This is a genomic window from Agrobacterium sp. lyk4-40-TYG-31, assembly GCF_030209855.1.
In the GTDB taxonomy this organism is placed as follows: domain Bacteria; phylum Pseudomonadota; class Alphaproteobacteria; order Rhizobiales; family Rhizobiaceae; genus Agrobacterium; species Agrobacterium vaccinii.
The window spans coordinates 1-17,397 of record NZ_JARVRE010000015.1; the positions used below are offsets into that span (position 1 = coordinate 1).

18 protein-coding genes and 2 pseudogenes are annotated in these 17,397 nt (G+C 55.0%); 11 read left to right on the forward strand and 9 right to left on the reverse strand.

The window, feature by feature from the left end; all coding sequences use genetic code 11:
- The 3 genes from QRN55_RS22135 to QRN55_RS22145 all read right to left on the reverse strand — a co-directional run.
- On the reverse strand, positions 1–835 hold an 835-nt coding region (locus tag QRN55_RS22135), incomplete at its 3' end, for a site-specific integrase (RefSeq protein WP_284778333.1).
- Positions 832–1,236 (reverse strand): type II toxin-antitoxin system VapC family toxin, encoded by a 405-nt coding sequence (locus QRN55_RS22140; protein ID WP_233125052.1) that lies wholly within the window; start codon positions 1,234–1,236, stop codon positions 832–834. The genes QRN55_RS22140 and QRN55_RS22135, both read right to left, overlap by 4 nt.
- The gene (locus QRN55_RS22145) at positions 1,233–1,490 is read right to left on the reverse strand and encodes a type II toxin-antitoxin system VapB family antitoxin (RefSeq protein WP_233125051.1); all 258 of its coding nucleotides are present in this window, start codon (positions 1,488–1,490) and stop codon (positions 1,233–1,235) included. The genes QRN55_RS22140 and QRN55_RS22145 overlap by 4 nt, the downstream gene beginning before the upstream one ends.
- A 181-nt stretch (positions 1,491–1,671) precedes the next feature.
- On the opposite strand from QRN55_RS22145, the gene QRN55_RS22150 reads away from it, so the two are divergent.
- The 6 genes from QRN55_RS22150 (at position 1,672) to QRN55_RS22175 (ending at position 6,814) form a co-directional block, all read left to right on the forward strand.
- Positions 1,672–2,823 (forward strand): RHE_PE00001 family protein, encoded by a 1,152-nt coding sequence (locus QRN55_RS22150; protein ID WP_162698274.1) that lies wholly within the window; start codon positions 1,672–1,674, stop codon positions 2,821–2,823.
- Between the two features lie 65 nt (positions 2,824–2,888).
- Positions 2,889–3,923 carry an ABC-three component system protein gene (locus QRN55_RS22155; RefSeq protein ID WP_284778334.1) on the forward strand — a complete coding sequence of 345 codons (1,035 nt, stop codon included), beginning with the start codon at positions 2,889–2,891 and terminating at the stop codon, positions 3,921–3,923.
- Positions 3,901–4,149, forward strand: coding sequence for an ABC-three component system middle component 8 (locus tag QRN55_RS22160; RefSeq protein ID WP_112500327.1), 249 nt, complete (start codon positions 3,901–3,903; stop codon positions 4,147–4,149). Before QRN55_RS22155 ends, QRN55_RS22160 begins: the two co-directional genes overlap by 23 nt.
- Positions 4,150–4,151: 2 nt before the next feature.
- Positions 4,152–5,960, forward strand: coding sequence for a DUF2326 domain-containing protein (locus QRN55_RS22165; RefSeq protein WP_087747361.1), 1,809 nt, complete (start codon positions 4,152–4,154; stop codon positions 5,958–5,960).
- Between the two features lie 55 nt (positions 5,961–6,015).
- Positions 6,016–6,342 carry a HEPN/Toprim-associated domain-containing protein gene (locus QRN55_RS22170; RefSeq protein WP_112500329.1) on the forward strand — a complete coding sequence of 109 codons (327 nt, stop codon included), beginning with the start codon at positions 6,016–6,018 and terminating at the stop codon, positions 6,340–6,342.
- A gap of 91 nt (positions 6,343–6,433) precedes the next feature.
- On the forward strand, positions 6,434–6,814 hold the full coding sequence (locus QRN55_RS22175) for a DUF2513 domain-containing protein (protein ID WP_284778335.1): 381 nt from the start codon (positions 6,434–6,436) through the stop codon (positions 6,812–6,814).
- A gap of 343 nt (positions 6,815–7,157) precedes the next feature.
- Here the strand turns inward: QRN55_RS22175 and QRN55_RS22180 are convergent, their stop codons facing one another.
- A complete protein-coding gene (locus tag QRN55_RS22180) occupies positions 7,158–7,949 on the reverse strand; it encodes a hypothetical protein (RefSeq protein WP_112500332.1) in 792 nt (263 codons plus the stop codon).
- 136 nt (positions 7,950–8,085) lie between these two features.
- Here QRN55_RS22180 and QRN55_RS22185 point away from each other — a divergent pair, with 136 nt between their 5' ends.
- Entirely contained in the window at positions 8,086–8,952 is an 867-nt protein-coding gene (locus QRN55_RS22185) for a DUF3800 domain-containing protein (protein WP_284778336.1), read from the forward strand.
- Between the two features lie 518 nt (positions 8,953–9,470).
- Here the strand turns inward: QRN55_RS22185 and QRN55_RS22195 are convergent.
- From QRN55_RS22195 to QRN55_RS22205, 3 genes are all read right to left on the reverse strand, one after another.
- A complete protein-coding gene (locus QRN55_RS22195; RefSeq protein ID WP_112500334.1) occupies positions 9,471–10,643 on the reverse strand; it encodes a GGDEF domain-containing protein in 1,173 nt (390 codons plus the stop codon).
- 314 nt (positions 10,644–10,957) lie between these two features.
- A complete protein-coding gene (locus QRN55_RS22200) occupies positions 10,958–11,110 on the reverse strand; it encodes a winged helix-turn-helix transcriptional regulator (protein WP_083731551.1) in 153 nt (50 codons plus the stop codon).
- A gap of 529 nt (positions 11,111–11,639) precedes the next feature.
- Positions 11,640–12,008, reverse strand: coding sequence for a hypothetical protein (locus tag QRN55_RS22205; protein ID WP_162698275.1), 369 nt, complete (start codon positions 12,006–12,008; stop codon positions 11,640–11,642).
- Between the two features lie 284 nt (positions 12,009–12,292).
- Between QRN55_RS22205 and QRN55_RS22210 the strand changes: the two genes are divergently transcribed.
- Positions 12,293–13,876 carry a Na+/H+ antiporter gene (locus tag QRN55_RS22210; RefSeq protein ID WP_077122465.1) on the forward strand — a complete coding sequence of 528 codons (1,584 nt, stop codon included), beginning with the start codon at positions 12,293–12,295 and terminating at the stop codon, positions 13,874–13,876.
- A gap of 46 nt (positions 13,877–13,922) precedes the next feature.
- Here QRN55_RS22210 and ligD read toward each other — a convergent pair whose 3' ends face one another.
- A complete protein-coding gene (ligD, locus tag QRN55_RS22215; protein ID WP_112500337.1) occupies positions 13,923–14,963 on the reverse strand; it encodes a non-homologous end-joining DNA ligase in 1,041 nt (346 codons plus the stop codon).
- Between the two features lie 81 nt (positions 14,964–15,044).
- On the opposite strand from ligD, the pseudogene QRN55_RS22220 reads away from it, so the two are divergent.
- Both QRN55_RS22220 and QRN55_RS22225 read left to right on the forward strand, forming a co-directional pair.
- A pseudogene (locus tag QRN55_RS22220) lies at positions 15,045–15,260 on the forward strand (SDR family oxidoreductase); the annotation flags it as partial.
- A 116-nt stretch (positions 15,261–15,376) separates the two neighbouring features.
- Positions 15,377–15,574, forward strand: a complete 198-nt coding sequence (locus QRN55_RS22225; RefSeq protein ID WP_112500338.1) for a hypothetical protein — start codon at positions 15,377–15,379, stop codon at positions 15,572–15,574.
- 19 nt (positions 15,575–15,593) lie between these two features.
- On the opposite strand, the gene QRN55_RS22230 is transcribed toward QRN55_RS22225, so the two are convergent.
- Complete coding sequence (locus QRN55_RS22230) at positions 15,594–17,093, reverse strand: acyltransferase family protein (RefSeq protein ID WP_284778338.1); 1,500 nt, start codon at positions 17,091–17,093, stop codon at positions 15,594–15,596.
- Between QRN55_RS22230 and QRN55_RS24450 the strand changes: the two are divergent.
- Positions 17,063–17,305 (forward strand): annotated as a pseudogene (locus QRN55_RS24450) (PIN domain-containing protein); the annotation flags it as partial. The gene QRN55_RS22230 and the pseudogene QRN55_RS24450 sit on opposite strands and share 31 nt — an antisense overlap.
- Positions 17,306–17,397: the final 92 nt, after the last annotated feature.

Sequence of the window (17,397 nt, forward strand, 5' to 3'; positions counted from 1 at the left end):
TCCATGCATTCAATGCATCGACGGGCCGCCCCGTTAGATAAACAACGTCCTCGTTTTCACTTCCGGATGTTTTTGTGCGGCCAAGGTGAATGGAAAGCGAGAGTAGGGGAGGGGCGTTGTCGACCGCAATTGGCACCTCGACAGTCAACTGCTCTTTGCGCAGCCTAGCAATTTCGCTGCGCCGACGACCACCGGAGGCAAACGCCACCATCAAAATTGCCCGGTCACGGACGTCGCGCAGGCTATCGGTGCTGCAGGTCGCGAGCAATTTCGCCAGCACGTCGCCGGTCACAGCCTTGGCGCTTTTGCGTTTTCGCGGACGCGGCGTGGCGCGGACAGCCAGTCGGATCGCTTGTTTAAGGGCAGGGGAGGAAAATACGCCTTGGTGGCCGCGCCATTTCGTCAGCGTCGACCACGAGGCAAGCCGCCTCCGGACCGTGTCGGGCGCGTGGGGACCGATGGATTTCAGAAACCCCTGGTCCCGCAGAAGACGATCGACATTTTGCGGCATGCCGTGATCACGATCGCTGATGCGCTTTTCGGGATCCCATAGATGATGGGCGACGAATTTGAGCAGGAGGGCTTCGGGTGCAGGCCAGGGGAGGGAGGCTCCGGTTGCCGCTAGCGACCAAGCCTGTAGATAGGCAAGGTCTGACGTCAGTGCCCGCAGCGTGTTGGCACCCATGCCCTCATTGACCAGATGGCGAAGCGTCTCGATATCTTGATCGGTCAAAAGCTCAGCCAGCTCGTCGCGACGTTCGAGCGGCAAGACCGCTGCAATCGTGTCGAGCTGCAAGACCCTGCGTTCGACGATGGTTTGGCTTTTATCTGTCATGTCATGGATGACGCTGGATGCAGTTTCAGGTCCGTCTGGCCAAAATCATGGCCCTTAAACAGAAGTGGCGCTTTGGAAACTGCAGCGACAGCGTAGGAAAAACAATCGCCCATGTTCAGGCTCGCCGGGTGACGCCCCTTGCCATATTTGTCCAAAGCCAACTCGGCCGCTCGATAATGCTCTCCATCGAAAGACATGGGCATAATGTTTGGCGCGGCCGAGAAGCGGGTGACGATGTCACCCGGATTGGAAAAGCCCTTTGCTGTCAAAACCGTTCTTGTTTCAAACAGCGTCGGCCATCCGATAACAATCTTTCCCTGCTGTAAGATCGACTTGAAAACATCCGCCTCCGGCTCCTCAAGGAGAATGGCAACAATAACCGACGTATCGAGTGCAATCATATCGGCAGGCCGTTTTCATCATAGAGGTCGTCATGAGCGGAGGTAGTGCCTGCTTGAACGTTGCGGCGGCCTTCGGCGGCGAGCTCCCAAACCGCTTCCAGTGGATGCTTTTTATCCTGCTGTCTCAATTCGATATCGTAGCGTTCCAGCGCCAGCTCTACCAAACGATTGATGGGCTGACCGGTGCGACGCGCGAGAGCATGGGCGAGGTCGCGGGCCTTGCCGCTACGAATGGACAGTTGGGGTTCAGACATGATGTTTCCTCGAAATTTATCGTTTAAACATAGTGCGGATGCGATAAGATGGCAAGAACTTCGATATAGATGGCTAATATCTGATAAGGGATACTTATCGATGGTTAGGCGCCCAGCCAAAATTCGTACAATGTGAGGAACCTTAATATTTATCTAGAGTTCGTGTAAAAAATCATTTACCATGATTTCAATGACTTATGATATCGCGAAAATCAGCATGACTGCCCTGATGAGGCCGGCTTTCGACGCGGGTCTCGCAATCACACGTCTAGATGAGCGCATTTCGCGCTCGCCCGTCGGCGCCGGCTTCCTCGAACGCCAAAATTTCGCCGATGCCTGCGCCTCGCTGTGGATCGACGGCGAACTTGTCCATCTCGAAGACCTCGTCCTCCACGACGCTACCCGCGACATCCGCACACCCACCCATGAACTCACAATCGCCCGCGACATTCTCCGCACTCGCCGGCGTATCAGTGGGCAGTTGCCTGACTGGGCACTCTCGCCCGAAGGTATCCGGACCTTGCGACAGACCCAGGCGTGGCCTGGACCATCAGACGGTTCTGAAAACACCGCGGACGACAGCAGTATCGAGCCCGCAGGAATGGTCGATCAGGAAGGGGAGGGAGATGATGGGGATGACGCAAAAAATCTGCCCGGCGTTGATTATGCCGCCATCGACGCGCTGCTCGCCCGATCCGAGGCAGCGATTGAAGACGCCAAGAGGCCCGGCGGGGCTCCGGCTGATACCCGCGACCGAGATCCTCTCGTCTATGATCTCGACTGGGACGAGGATGCCCGGCTCGACGAATGGCGCAGCGTGCTGCGCCAGGCACAAGAACTGCCGGCGGTGTTGCAGGCGATCATTGCTCTCGATGCCTGGAACGAATTGTTGGTCCTGCAGCATGCGCCCTGGCTTGGCCGGCTGTTTGCCGCCTCCATCCTGCGCGAGGCCGGCATCACAACCGCCGCCCATCTCGCCGCCATCAACATCGGCCTCAAAACCATCCCTGTCGATCGGCGCCGCCATCGCGATCGAGAGACGCGGCTGTGCGCCATCGCCCACGGATTTTTGGCGGCCGCCGAGATCGGCATGAAAGAACATGGCAGGCTGACGCTGGCGAAAACGATGATGGACCGAAAGTTGGAAGGACGGCGGACGTCGTCAAAACTGCCGGAGCTGGTTGAGCTCGTCATGGCGAAACCGTTGGTGTCGGCCGGGGTGGTGGCGAAGGCGCTCGAGGTGACGCCGCAGGCGGCCCGGCGGATCGTGTTGGAACTCGGCCTCAGGGAGATGACGGGAAGGGGGAGGTTCCGCGCGTGGGGAGTGGTGTAGTGGCGCAGTCCTCTTGATATGTCAGGATTCCTTCAAATAAGTAACCGAGAGCGTTGCAAACTCAATTGCGCTCGGATAGTCCAAAAACGTTAGAGCTATATTCAACTTTTGTTTGCAAATCTGGTCCTATGTTGCCACGCGATTACAGACTGCACGAGCTAAATGAGGACGAGTTCGAAAGACTCGTCGTCCGCATTTGCGTGCGTTGGCTCGGCGAAGGTGTAACGCCTTTTGCACGTGGACGGGACGGCGGCCGAGACGGAAAATTCCACGGGACCGCCAACACCTTTCCAAGTACGGCTTCACCTCTGTCTGGGCATTTCGTCCTGCAGGCCAAGCATATCGCTGCGCCAAACAAATCATGCTCCGATCCCGATTTCGCAGGGCTACTCGCGAGGGAACACGGGAAGATCAAGCGCCTTAATGGTGAGGGCATCTGCGATCACTACCTCGTTTTCTCCAACCGAAAATATACGGGCGGCGCGGATGAGAAATATATGAAGGATCTCAAGGCGCTTGGTGTGACATCCGCCCACATTATTGGTGTCGAGCGTCTTCATCTAGCTGTCGACGATTATCCTGATATTCGCGAAACACTGCCGAATCTGCTCGATCCTTCGCCCTTTCGCTTCAATCCAGACGACCTGGCTGAGGTAATCGGCGCGCTCCATTCCTACACCAAGGACGACGGGCAAAGCGCCTTTGAAAGCGCATTCGACTTTGAGAAGTTGAAAATGCCGTTGAAAAACAAGCTCAACGGGGTTTCAGACGAGTATTATAGCCAAGTAATCGTTGCACAATCCATGCCGCATTTCGACCGAGTGGCGCAATTCCTCCAAAATCCGAGGAACGACGAGTTCGCAGCGCTGTATCACGACGCCGCCGACGAGCTGAAGCAAAAGATCATCGCAAAGCGCGCCCAGTTCGGGGCGTTCGACGACATCTTCCTGTTCATGTATGAGCAAATTCAGCAGAAACGCGACGTTTTGAAGGGCAAGCGACGCCTCATTTCGATCCTGCTGCACTATATGTATTTCAATTGCGATATCGGGATCAAGCAGCTGGAGGAAAACAGAGATGTCGTCCATGCTGACGCCTAAGAAGCACCTGAACCTCGATACCTCGCTGCTGCGCGTGTTCTCGCTTGTCCTAAAGGAGCTGCAAAAGCGCGGTGTTTGCGAGTTCGAGAAGCTGCGCGGTGTTGTCATCCGGCGGGTTGGGGCGGATGGGGAACTTTCGTTCCTCGCCGCTCTCGACCTGCTGTTTTTGCTGGGTAAGGCAGAGTACCACATCAAGAACGACACTCTCGAATACAAGGCTGATTGACAATGCAAATCAGTCGCCTTTACTCGAACTTGCCTAATATTCTTTCACCGATCGGGTTCAATCATGGAGCTAACGCAGATCGGCTGAACATCGTGCTCGGCGAGGTCAAGCATCCCAAGGATCGAAAGAAAGATTCGCATAATCTCGGCAAGACGACGCTATTGCAGCTAATCGATTTCCTGATGTTGAAGGGATGGTCGCAGGACAGCTTTCTCTACAAACATCGGGATCGTTTCGCCGATTTTGTTTTTTACCTCGAGATCGCCTTGAATGGTGGTGGGTATGCCACGATCAGGCGTAGTGTTGCTGCACCCACGCGCGTCGCCCTTTCCCGTCATGAAGATCCCGATCAAAACTTTGACGGCGCTGCCGACGACGTCTGGGATCATCCAGATTTGCCGATCGATGAAGCGATCAAGCTTCTTGACGCATGGCTCGATCTGCGTGCGCTTCAACCTTACGACTACAGAAAGGCGATCACCTACTTCCTGCGCTCTCAGGGCGACTGGAGTGATGAACTGCAGCTGCAGAAGTTCCAGGCCGGGCGTGATCTTCATTGGAAGCCGTTTGTTGCTCATCTTTTTGGCTTCAATCAGAATCCGATCACCCGAAAATACGAGCTGGACGAACGCATTGCGAAACTCCAGGAAAAGCAGGCTGAACAACAGTCTGAGGTCCAGTTCAAAGAAGAGGACCTTCCCAAACTGACGGCGGAACTCGGGGTCCTCTATCAGCATGTCGAGGATTTGGAGGGGCAGCTCGATGCCTTCCGCTTCGACGATGAAGAACGTCGGATAATGCGCGAGCTCGTCGACACCATTGAGGACGAGATCGCCTCGCTCAATCAGCAGATCTACGATGCACGATACGATATTGGCCAGATCGACAGCTCTCTCAGCCATAAGGACAAGTTCGATCTGGGCGAAGTTCAATCGATCTTCGATGAAGCAAAGCTTCATTTTCCGACGCAGCTCAAAAAGCAGTATGGCGAGCTCGTGGAATTTAAGAAGAAGGTCACCCAAGAGCGAAATGCCGCCTTGCGTAAGCGCCGCAAGGAGCTTGAGGTCGCGCTATCGGCTGCCGAAGATCAAAAGACGTTGCTTGATGCTCGGCGAGTCGAGCGTCTGAAGGTTCTTCGCTCGACGGACACCTTCGAAAAGTTCAAGGCTTTGCAGAAGGACGTGACGCAACAGAAGGCCCAGCTTGTATATCTTGGCGAGCAACGCAAAAAGCTTGAGGCTGTGGCGGAAACTGCGAGGCAGGTCCGCGAGGCAGAGCGTGATCGTGGCCGGGTCGTTGACGAGATCAAGGCTATGCTTGAAAAGCCGACGGTGATCTATGAACGCTTCGCCAGGATTTTTAACGAATACTGTCAAAAAGTGCTCAGCCATGAAGGCATCTTCTTCTTTCACATCAACTCTAACAACAATCTTGACTACAAGATCAGCCTGGGTCTTGCCGGGCAAAAGGGCGTTGCCTCCAGCCAAGGTGAGGGTACCAGCTACAAGAAGCTGATCTGCGCCTTGTTCGACCTGGCGCTCCTGCGCGTTTACGAAGACATTCCGTTCTTTCATTTCGTGTATCACGACGGAATGTTTGAAGCTCTCGACGATCGAAAGAAGCTGGCCTTCCTCGAGCTTGTCCGCGAGCAGGTCAGCCACCGAAAGCTTCAATATATTATGACAGTCATCGCGTCTGACCTGCCTCGCGATTCCAAGGGTAAGCTCGTTGCATTCGCAGATGACGAGATAGTTCTTCGACTGGACGATAGCGGACAAGCTGGACGTCTGTTCAAGATGGCCGAATTCTGACTTCAATCATCACTGATGATCACAGCGGAGCCGGGGCGGCGAGGGGTAATCTTCAATGGGAACTTACATCACTCTCGATATCGGCAAAATGGAGCTCATTGGTTCGAAGAACGATCCCGGGATTGATCACGGTCGCCTGTTTCACGAAAAGGATCGAAAGCCGATCGTGCGGGACCAGGACTATTCGTACGAATGCCCGAACGGCTTCCAAACAACGCTATCGGAGGTGCTCTCCACCTTCCTGACTTGCCTCGTACTCAAGTGCCGTCGATTTTCCGATCCCAGGCTCACCGAGAAGCACGAGACAGGGCATCCCACGCAATTCGCTGAGGCGAAGTTCGACGGCTTCGCCCTCGAGCACAACAGAAACGCGCCTGTCTAACGGTGTTTTGATCATGTATCTAAGGTAGTATTTCTTGCAGCTGTCGATCAATTGAGTCGTCACATTTCTCAACAACATTCGGAGGATTGCCGTGAAGCGCGACATGGACTTGGTGCGATATCTCCTTTTGCAGATCGAGAAATTCGACCAGGGCTATGGCGGCGATATCGAAATCGAAGCTGGGGATCATGAGTCGCAAGTCGTTGCTGAGCACCTTCGATTGCTTCTCGAAGCTAGGCTGATAGAAGGTGATGCCGTACCCGACGATGAATATGCGTTTGATCGTATACTGCCGACGCGGCTGACTTGGTTAGGGCATGACTTCTTGGAGACCGTCAGAGATCCGGAAATATGGAAAAAGACGAAGGAGGGCGCGCTATCTGCAAGAGGCTTCACGCTCGACCTGCTGCGGGATCTCGCTAAGGGATTTATCAAAAAGCAAATTGAAGAGCGGACCGGCATCGCACTTTAGAGCGATCCGCGACCTCAAATACGATTGATAGAAGAGGCGACAACGGGGAAGGTGTTCTGGCCCTGGCAAGCTCATAAGCCCGGTGAAAGTCGTCGGCACTTCGTTCAAAAGGCACTCGACGCGGCCATCAAGAGATTGCAACAGGGCGAAGAGATCGCAGAAACGGATCAAGCCGCTCTTCATCTCGATCACGATAGGAAGGGGTTGAGCGGCAGTCCTGACGTAGCTCTCGCGATCCTCAATAAGCTGCGTGCCTCGCAGGTCTCCATAGTTGGCCGAAAACATGAGAGCCGCCCGTCAAGTTTCTATCTGGCGGACCTATCCGTATAGCGGCGGGTTGTATCTATCGTTTTTCGTTGTTGCGAACTCTTTGGCGCAGGCGCTTCACATAGTCCGCGCCGACAGCTTTGTCCGGTCCCAGATCCAACGCGCAGTTCCCAAGAGAAGCAAGCGACGCGTCGGTTAGTTTGAACCCGCAGGGCAAAAGACGTTCGTCTACGTTGTCTTCGATGAGTTCGAGCCAGGCCCTGAAGAAATCCGTCAGCGAGGGACGTGAAGACGCGGTTCCAGCAGCAGTCATGGCGTTGTGGGCGGTAGCCCGCGCTTCGGCAGCATCGACGGCAATTGTTGCGGCAATATCGGGGAGCGTTGGCCAGTATTTAAAATCAAACTGACCCCGTATCTGCGCGAGCGGTTCCTGCACGAAGGAGTTGAAGCGGTAATTCGTCTGAGCGGCTTCGTTGATCACATCGACGACATGGTAATAGGTGTCACTCGAAAACCCGGAATGGTCATGAAGAGTGGAGCGCTCGCGCAAAAGCTCCGCAAGTTCGAACGCAATCTCGCTGATCCTATCATTCACTTGGTCAAGCCGGTCTCGCTGCATGCGGGCCTCGGCCATCTTTTGAGGATTCCACTCGGCAGCTATTCCGAGAAGGCCGTCGATGAAGACTGAGAGGTGAAACTGGCTCTGCTCACTCTTGACCCATAGATCTTTGCAGGCATCGCCAAGTTCTGCGCGCCGATCCAGTAGCCTTCTGCAGATAGTCGTTTCAGTCGGCAGTATCGAGCTCTCGATGTTCGAGCTGATATGCGCCTCAAGAATGTCTTCGAAGATTTTCTGGCCGGCTTCCATTTAGAACTCACTGTCTCGACTCTATCTATCAGAACGATATTTAACCGTCGAAAACATTGCGGCACCCGAAACGAATTTTGTTCAGCTCCGCTCGGGTACTCACGCGGCTTCGACATGGCGACGGCTAAGGGACCTCATGACTGCAACACGAATTCTGACAGGTGCGATCTACTTCGATGACTCGGGTAATCCCGGAGCGCAATCGGGTTCGGATTTCCTTCCCTCCTCGAGAAAGGCGTGGACTGCCGTCATCGTACCGTCGCCGGTGGCGGAGAAAGTTCAGGAAGGTATGGAGATCTTTCTGAACGGCATCCGTGGCGAGTTCAGGGTGGATGAGCTTCATTTCACAGAAATCTACAGCGGAAAAGGCCTTTGGAAGACGGTGGCAGTGGATGAGCGGGCGAAGATCATCGGCCTCATGTCCCGATTGATCAGGGCATTTGACCTACCCATCGTTCATCAGAGTGTGTCGGAATTCACCCGCGCTGATCATCCGGTTACCGGTCGCCCTTTCCGGTCAGGTGACTGGGATACCGCGGATCTTTCGCACTTCGGCCTGCTCCTTTTGTGTTCGGAAGTGTGCCGACGTCTTCGCGTCCTGAGGAACCAAGCGCCTGAAAATTTCAAGCTACCGTTTCCCCTGTACGCCGACGAAGGCATATTGCCAGCAGGAAGAAATCGGGCTTTACCAAACTGGGCCGACGGCATCGAAGGCCCGGAGGTCCGCTTCCGCAATTCGGTCGACGTTCCGGGCCTACAGCTGGCCGATTTTGCCGCGTTCATCATAAACAGGACCCAATGGATTGCAGCAACAAGAGTGCCCGGTCGGCCCATCACCATGGCCGAGCAGGTGATCCTGGATGCGTCTGCAAATCTCAACGTCCTGAATTTCGAGTTGCAGAGCATCCCTATCGAAGAGTTCGGCCGAGCCGGCTACGAGGAGAGGCTTTCCGCCGACCGTGTTGCCAAAGGCCTGCCGCCACGCCCCGGATCAACGAAATGATAGCCGGTTATCCAAGTTTGGCCCGGGCGATAAACTGAATGTTCGCCCCGGGTACGTGAATTCACTTCCGGTGAAAAGCTCAGTTCAACTAATCGAGGTTTTTTAGAAACTGGCCCAAGGGATGTCCGGCGGACCGATTCTCGACGATGATGGGAAAGTTGCAGCGGTCATCCACAAGGGTGGATCAGAGTCGGCGAGGGATTTCGGGGTCCACATCCAGGTCTTAATGGATTGGCTGAAAGAGCTTGCCGGCTCGAGGGCGCAGGCGGTGACCACGACGCCATAAGGGATTACGCAACTAGCTAAATATCCTGAAACCATGGAAGATCGCTTTCATGCCTACATCCAAATAGTAGGTCGCGGGTTCACATCCCTTCAAGGCGGTATAGATAATGTAGGTGGGTAGTTCTGTCGTGATCCCCCTCATTTTGAACCACGGCATTCGAGCGTACTGCAGCACCATGGCTGGCCGGTTGCAATCGAGGCTGCGGCTTTTTGATGAATTTGCTGGATGGCGATTATTGCTCTGCGCCCAAAATGTGCGAAGAAGCGTGGTCAACTGAGACCGTCTGGTCTCGGCCCTTTTTCTTTGCTTCGTAGAGCCTTGCATCTGCAGTTTTGTACATCCTTACCCATTCCCCCGACCCAACAGCTACCCCGAAACTGACGGTTATGCGCCTAGAGCCAAGCATGTCCGAGAAGTCGGCAGATCGGATCGCCTTCCTAAAACGTTCGGCACAATCGTGTGCCTCAACAACGGTAGCGTCGGTTAAATAGACAGCGAATTCCTCGCCGCCCAATCGACCCACTATATCGTGCTTGCGGGCTGTTTTCTGGAGCACAGAAGCAATTCGTTTCAGCACAGCATCTCCCGTGTCGTGACCGTACTCATCGTTGACTGATTTGAACCAGTCAACGTCACAGAGGATGAGCGCGTGGGAGGTTGTTCTGGGCGGTATGGCACTTATGGCTGCCTCGAAGCCACGCCGATTGAGAAGTTTTGTCAGATGATCTCGATCGCGCTCATTTCTCAAATCGCCGATTATATCAACCATGGCTGCGGAAAGAATGGCCAAAGCGAGTGCGGCACCCAGCACGGCGAGCGATAATTGCAATGCCTGCCAAAACACCGTGTCGGCGAATGCGGATGGGCTGATCGGCTCGGAAAAACCGATCGTAAACATCGTTCGGGGAAAAAAGTGAGCACCAAAAAGTAGCAGGGTCCAGAATAGAACATTGTCTACCGGCCGAGCCATTCGACTACGCAACAGTTTCCCTGCTGTGAAAATCAATATCGCGCCATATCCAAAATTCTGGATGTAAATGCGAGCAATCAGGCTACGATCGACATAGAAAAAGTACCATAGCAGCGCCATGATAGACAGCGTAACTGACAAGGCGAATCTGCCGCTGATGCTTTGAGAAGAGCGCAAGAGTATGCCCTGGGCGGCCGACACCACTGCGCACGTGTAGAACGCGCCGGAGACCATGGCGTTTAATCCAGTGTCACGCGGCCAGTACATGACCTGCGCCACCACTCCCAAGGCAAACAGAAGACACGACCCAGAAAGCAATAATAAGTAATGCCTTTTGCGATCGATCAGCCACGCGGCAGAAAAAGCCGCTGCGAAGACAGTAAGAATTCCTGGGCCAATCAAAGACAACGTGACCCTAACGACAGATCCTTCCATCCATGCTCTCTTCCTGATCTGCTCATGATGTTGAGTTCGAACGCATCTATCACGACTAATCTCTCAGCAGGCCATGTTTTTTATCATGCGCATGTTCAAGCAAACAGTAATGGGCTGGCCGTCTTCCCTCACCTTCTCGGCGGACCGGCTCTGGTGCTTGCCAAACTTACCGTGGCTTTTGCTTGTTGTGTTGCGGCGAGCCATTTGACCCCGCCATAAGCACCGAAGGATGACCCCGTCGGGGCAGCAAAATTGATACACTTCCGGATCATCCTGCCTAGCATATGGGGTCACCCTTCCGCGTCCCCAAGGGGTCAGCCGGATGACACCCGCAAGGTCGCAAAAGTCGGAATGAGGTCGAAGCCGGCCTGCGAAAGCACATATTCGACCCTTGGCGGTATCTCGAAGTAGGCGTTGCGAATGACGATGCCGTTGCGCTCGAGGTCGCGAAGCTGCTCGGTCAGCATATGTTGGGCGATACATCAACTCCCGAAAGGGATCCAAAAATGGAAATGAACTGGGCTCGAGGATCATCAATCTGTTGCATAGCGGCATAGGGGAGGGCGAGGACGACCCTTCTGCGTTGCAGACTGTCCCTCGTACCAGCCCGCGCCCATGGCAATAAACGTGATTTCGTACCCCATCCACGCATTTGGTGCTTTCCTACCGAGAATGCGCTGCGACACTTCAGGAAACTTCCAACTTGGTACCCCAGAGCTCTCACAGGTTGCTTCGCCTGCAGCGTCTGCCCGGATCAGAGCGTCGAAATTTCCTATCAGAAGCTCATGGCTTTTCCGCACGTTCTCAATCTGCCCCGCACTCGCGCACGCGCCGCGCAATACCATCACCCCTGGCGGAGTTTGGAGCGGATCAGGGGAGAAGAACGCCAGATCGCCAGTGATCAAGCCCGAGCTAAAAAAGCGAAGATATTCCTGAGTTGCCTTATCGGCGCTCCACCCTCGAGACATCCGCAACTTATGTCGCAACGACGAAGCGTCAAGGAAACAGCCAGGAAATCCGTCCTTTATGAAGGCATCGACCACGGAGGTGCTGTGAAACCTCTGGATCGTCGATTGCTATTTCGCTGTGGATGCGCGGCGGTCTAATTTCGCACTTGTCTTTGGAAAGAACCAACCATTCTCCAGTCTTCGCCGTCTTGCTGTCTGCCAGAGCATCTGCGATGAGCTTTGTGATCGTGGACGGATCGATCTTGGCAGCGATTGCAGCCGACATTGTTGAAGGGCCAAGCGCGCAACCTTGATCAATCATGAACTCGTTGAGCGACTTGTCGTCAGCGAGGCCTGGTGCGGATAACGATAGCCAGATCAATGCTGACACAAGCATCCCTCGATTAAGTTGGTTCATTGTCAGTTCCCTTTAGCCAAGCTACCTTTCACAGCGTGGTTATCAAACATGATTTGGCTCGTCGCCTTTTTTGCAGCGACAGGTGGCGTAAAGTTAAACGGCTTCTCCACTGGAAGCGATCTTGCGAGGGACTAGCGTCATCTCAAATTGCTTTCAGCCTCAGATCGCGCAGCCCTCTGTTATTAGTGACTTCGCCATCGCTCGAGTGTTGGTTTGAAACGAGCGTTGCGTTTTCTTCGGAACTCGTCATTTGATGCGGTTCCAGTCTGCCGATGGGGAAGCATATGGACGGGACGCATCTCTTTGAACTGGTGATTGCGATGCTGCTGGCGATCATTGTTCTGCACTATCTTGCGCAGCGCTTGGGTCTGCCGCCATCCGTCGCACTTCTTGCAGGCGGCGCGATGTTGGCATTCGTGCCAGGACTGCCCACGATTTCTGTCAATCCCGAACTGGTTCTGGTGATCTTTCTGCCGCCGCTTTTGCTAGACGGGGCATGGTCGATTGCCGTGGACCGGTTGAAACGGCACGTCTTCGGAATAGCGTCGCTTGCCATTGGCGCGGTGCTGTTTACGACAGTGATTGTCGCGATTGTCGTCCATCTCTTGATGCCATCACTGCCATGGGCGGCCTGTGCAGCGCTTGGGGCCATCGTTTCGCCTCCCGACGCGGTTTCGGCGCGGGCAGTGCTGGAGCGTGTAAATCTGCCAAGGCGACTTCAGATACTTCTTGAGGGCGAAAGTCTACTGAATGACGCCAGTGGATTGGTGCTGTTCCGATTTGCCGTCGCAGCTGCGGCGGGCGGTACGTTCAGCACGACAGACGCTCTCGGTGCCTTCTTCGTTCTGGCTATCGGCGGCGCTGCGGTGGGTGGGGTCGTTGCTTTTGCATGGGTGAAGCTCGTCCGCCGATTGGGTGACGAGTACCTCATGATCTCGGCAACGGCGATCATGTCCTGGGTATCCTATCTTGTGGCTGAGCAGGTACATGTTTCGGGCGTCATCGCCACCGTGACTGCAGGGCTGATAGCATCTTGGCACCAACACACAGTATTGTCGGCGGCGACGCGAATGCGCGGCACTTCCTTTTGGAATGTTCTCGTCTTCTTAATGGAGGCTGCAGTCTTCATCCTCATCGGGCTATCGCTTCGTGATGTGGTGGAACGAGGAGGCGGATTCGGCGCGCTTGTCGAATCTATGGCTCTGCCGGCCGCCGTGATCCTCGTGACGCTAGTGGCGGCAAGGTTTGCCTGGATTTTGGGAGCCGACATCGTCATCAGACTATTCCACTCAACCGGACGAGCACGTACGGTGCCGATTGGGGCGGGTGGAGTAACAGTCCTGGGTTGGGCAGGCATGCGAGGCGTCGTGACGCTGGCGCTCGCTTTGAGCTTACCGGGCGACTTTCCGGGCCGCGACTTCATCCTCGTAATGTCATTCGCCGTTATCGTGGGAACGGTTCTTTTACAGGGAACAACCCTTGGGCGGGTTGTCGCCTGGGCGGGTCTAGGCGACATCGAACCAGAGAGCGCACCGCTGACGATGAGCCAGGCAGAAGCCGCTATGGCGGAGGTACAACTAAAAACGGTGCAAGATCTTGCTTATGATGGCGATGGTGAACTCATCCATCCACAACTGTTGGAGAGATACGAGCATCGTTTGGCGGCGGCCGTCAGATATGCCAAGCGCACGGAACATTATTCGCCGCTGCTTCATGCCCATTTCGACGTCGTTTTGGAAGCGGTTGCTGCGGGCAGGCGGGAGCTCATCAGGCTCCACCGTGCCGGACAGATCGATGATGAATCGCTCCGGGAACTCGAGCACGATCTCGATCTTGAAGAACTGAGCGCGATATCGGCGAAGTCTTGACCGGCTCCAGCCTCTGGGAAGTACAGCCCGAGCCGGGCGGGTGGGTTTAAGCAAAATTGAACACGTCAGCATTGTCTTGCCGCTCTCGCAGGCCCTTATATGCCGCATGACGCAGCTTTCCATCGGCTGTCCACGCCCTGAACTCGATCTCTGTGATCAGGGTCGGGTGAACCCAGACGATATTGTTGTTTTCGACGCCATCCAGTGGCGGCCGTTTCTGTTTCCATTGGAGCTTGTCGAGCATCTTTCGAAGCTTGAGGGCCTCAGCCTCTTTGAAACCCGTGCCGACGTTGCCGACATAGATAATTTCGCCACCGCTATATGCGGCAAGCGCCAGGGATGCGATGCCACCAGATGATGCCGTTGAGGTCTCATAGCCGGCTATGAAAAACGCTTCACTCTGGACGCATTTGAGTTTCACCCAGTCCCCGGTTCGTCCTGAACGGTAGGGCTGATCGACATGCTTGCCGACGATGCCTTCGAGACCAAGGCTGCGCGCGTGCTCGAGGAGTGCGACAGGATCAGCGTCGATCGTTTCCGAGAGCCGGATGGCGGCGTTCTGGTCCTTCAGGGTGTCCTCTAGCAGATGCCGACGCGATCGGTATTCGATACCGCGCAGATCATGCCCATCGAGGTAAAGAAGATCAAACGCGTAGAGGATGGCATTCGAGGCCCGATTGCCCGCGGCACCAAGCGATTGCTGCAGCAGCCCGAAATCCGAGCGACCTTCCGCGTCGAGTATGACGGCCTCGCCATCGATGATCATCGTCGCCGGACCAAGCGCGCGTGCCGCTTGTTCAATGGCTGGAAACCGGTGTGTCCAGTCATGGCCACCGCGGGTCAGAATTCGCACACCCTGCGGTTCGATATGAACGGCAAGGCGGTATCCATCCCATTTTACCTCCCAGGACCATTCGGGCCCTTGCGGCGGCTTTGCCTTCAATTGCGCGAGTGTCGGCTCAACGCGGTCGGGCATAGGATCGAAAAGCAGCTGCGGCTGAGCCGCATTACGCTTGCGGCGCGGCCTCGAGCGGATCGGGGCTTCGGTCTCACGAAGGAGCGGCTTTGATCTGGGAGACTTTGTCATTCGCGTAGTTCATCAGAAAAACCTTAATAACATTGTGAAGAAGGGCAAGTTGTCCTCGCTATTCACCGATCAGAGTACAAGTTGGTAGAAGCCGTCCAACTGCATAGAAGCCCTGCCTCTATCGAAAATATGAAAGTTTCCATCCCGCTTGGCCGCCTCGGCGCACCAAAAGACGTCGCCAACGCCTTCCTCTTTCTGGTGTCAGATGATGCCAGCTACATAACCGGCACGACAATCGCCGTCGATGGCGGGCAACTCTTGCCGGAAGGTGCGGATTTCCGGCTTCTGCCTTCGTAAAAGCGGCCCGTATTTCGCTCCCCGGCAACGCGGCGTCTCGCGTGGTTCGCATAATCTCGGGAACCCCTGTGACTTGCGCGGGTTATTTATGCATGACCCCAACGAGGAGTGGAACCATGCCTAACAATGATAGTTTCCCGACAGACCCGGCATCCTCACCACGAGGCCCGACATCGACGCCGGGAGTTCCGGACCGTGTTCAAGAGAAGCCGCTGACGCCTCCCGTTCAAGACCCGGGCGATAGCAAAAATCCAAACGATCCTACGCTTGATCCTGCGCTTTTGCCGATAGGTGACCCTGCTGGCGCGGCGTAATCGGTAAACTGCTTAAAACTTAAGGCGCTTGAAGAACGTTGCTCACGGAGCTGGTTTTCAGGCGCTTTTTCATTCGTATTTGGAGGGGTTGATCGAAGTATACGGTCAAAGCATATGAGATAAAGACCGTTGCCACTATAAAGGTCAGGCCAGCCGGGATTGCCCAGCCTGCGTCACCGGGACGGGGCACGAGAAATACCGTCCACGCAAGCAGTGGGATGTGCAGCACGTAGACGGCGTAAGACGCTGTTCCCAGAAAGCTCGAAACCCGATCAAGCCAGCCGCCCGCCTCGATTGCGGACGCCACACTTAAGAGGATTGGCCAGACAATCAGCACGATGACGAGGTCGAATATCGGGCGAATTTCGTCGGTGATGGGCAGAAACAGCACCAAAGCAACGACTGACAGGCACAGCACGGCCAGCGCAGGACGGGTTTTGATTGTTTGACAGCGAAAGCGATAAATGAGCACACCGGCGAAGAACGAAATAAATACTCTACCCATGCCTGCATACATCTCGTGCCATCGAAAACCGAGATGAAGCTTCCCAGAATGGATGGTTGCGATGATAAGGACACAAGCGCTCAAGGCTAAAATGACGCCAATTGTCTTCACCTGCGCGCGAGCGCCCTTGAGAGCATAGGCGATGTTGACCACCAGTTCATTGAACAGCGACCAAGCGGGGCTGACCAGAAACAGCGCACCATTGAGCGTCAGCGTAAAGGGAGCCGGTAAAAACAGCAGCCCCGTCACCAAGGCAAAACCCAGTTCTGCAGGCTGTATCTTCCGGTGAAGATCATCAATGGGAGTTGGTAGATCGAGGAAATACAGACAGACGAAGAAGGTTGTCATCAGCAGCAGCGCCAAACCATAAAGCGGATACAGCCTTAAGAACCGCGCCTTCATGAAGTTTAGCGGCTTCATTTGTCCGCTCGCAAGCCGCTCGCCGTAGGCGTGAGCCAACACGAAACCGCTGAGCGCAAAGAACAAGTCCACAGCCAGATAGCTCGATGCTTCCGGTCTGCCAAAAAAGACTTCAGCATGCCGATGCACAATCGCAACCGCCGCCAGCCCCCGTACTCCATCGAGCAGCACAAACTGTTGCGGGACGTGAGTATCTGTCATTGATGATCCTGAAAGGCGTAACGCGAACGGATCAAACGCGTGGAAGCGAAACCGGTTCATGACGCGTATTACATTGCGCGCTTTTCTGGAGGCTCTGCCGTCATCAATGTAGAAAAACCATAAAGCACGTTGAGAGAGAGTTCGACCTCGCGCACTAAACGTTTGACGGTGTTTCGGCCGAGCATAGAGCGGATCATGTGGCTTTGCGGGGCATGGGCGCTCAAGATTATAGTCTCTTCGCAGTCCTCGGTTTCCACCAAACTCAAGACTCAGATCGGTTTTAGTGACCGCGTTTTCGATGACGCCATCTCGCAGGACAAAAGCGTCGGTGCCAATCGGAAAACCGGCATCTACATCCCGCGAGATCAATGTCAGCAGGAGAAGTGCTGCCACTCTTTTCCGCTCGCATCCTGTCCTTCGGTCTGACCACTTGTCAGTTTTATTCCGAGCTGATGGCTCGCGCCCGAGCGTCTGGAAAAGCAATCGGCTTCGCGGATGGCCATATTGCGGCCACAGCGGCGGCAAACGATCTCGCGATCTCAACTCGCGACGTGAGCCCTTTTGAGGCCGCTGGCCTGAAAGCAATCAATCCTTGGTCCAGATGAGGACAGTGCTCATCTAGGTGTCCTAAGTTCACATCGCTTCAAGAGCAGGCTATTACGTCTCTTGCTCAAATTGATTACGCGTCTGGCCAAAA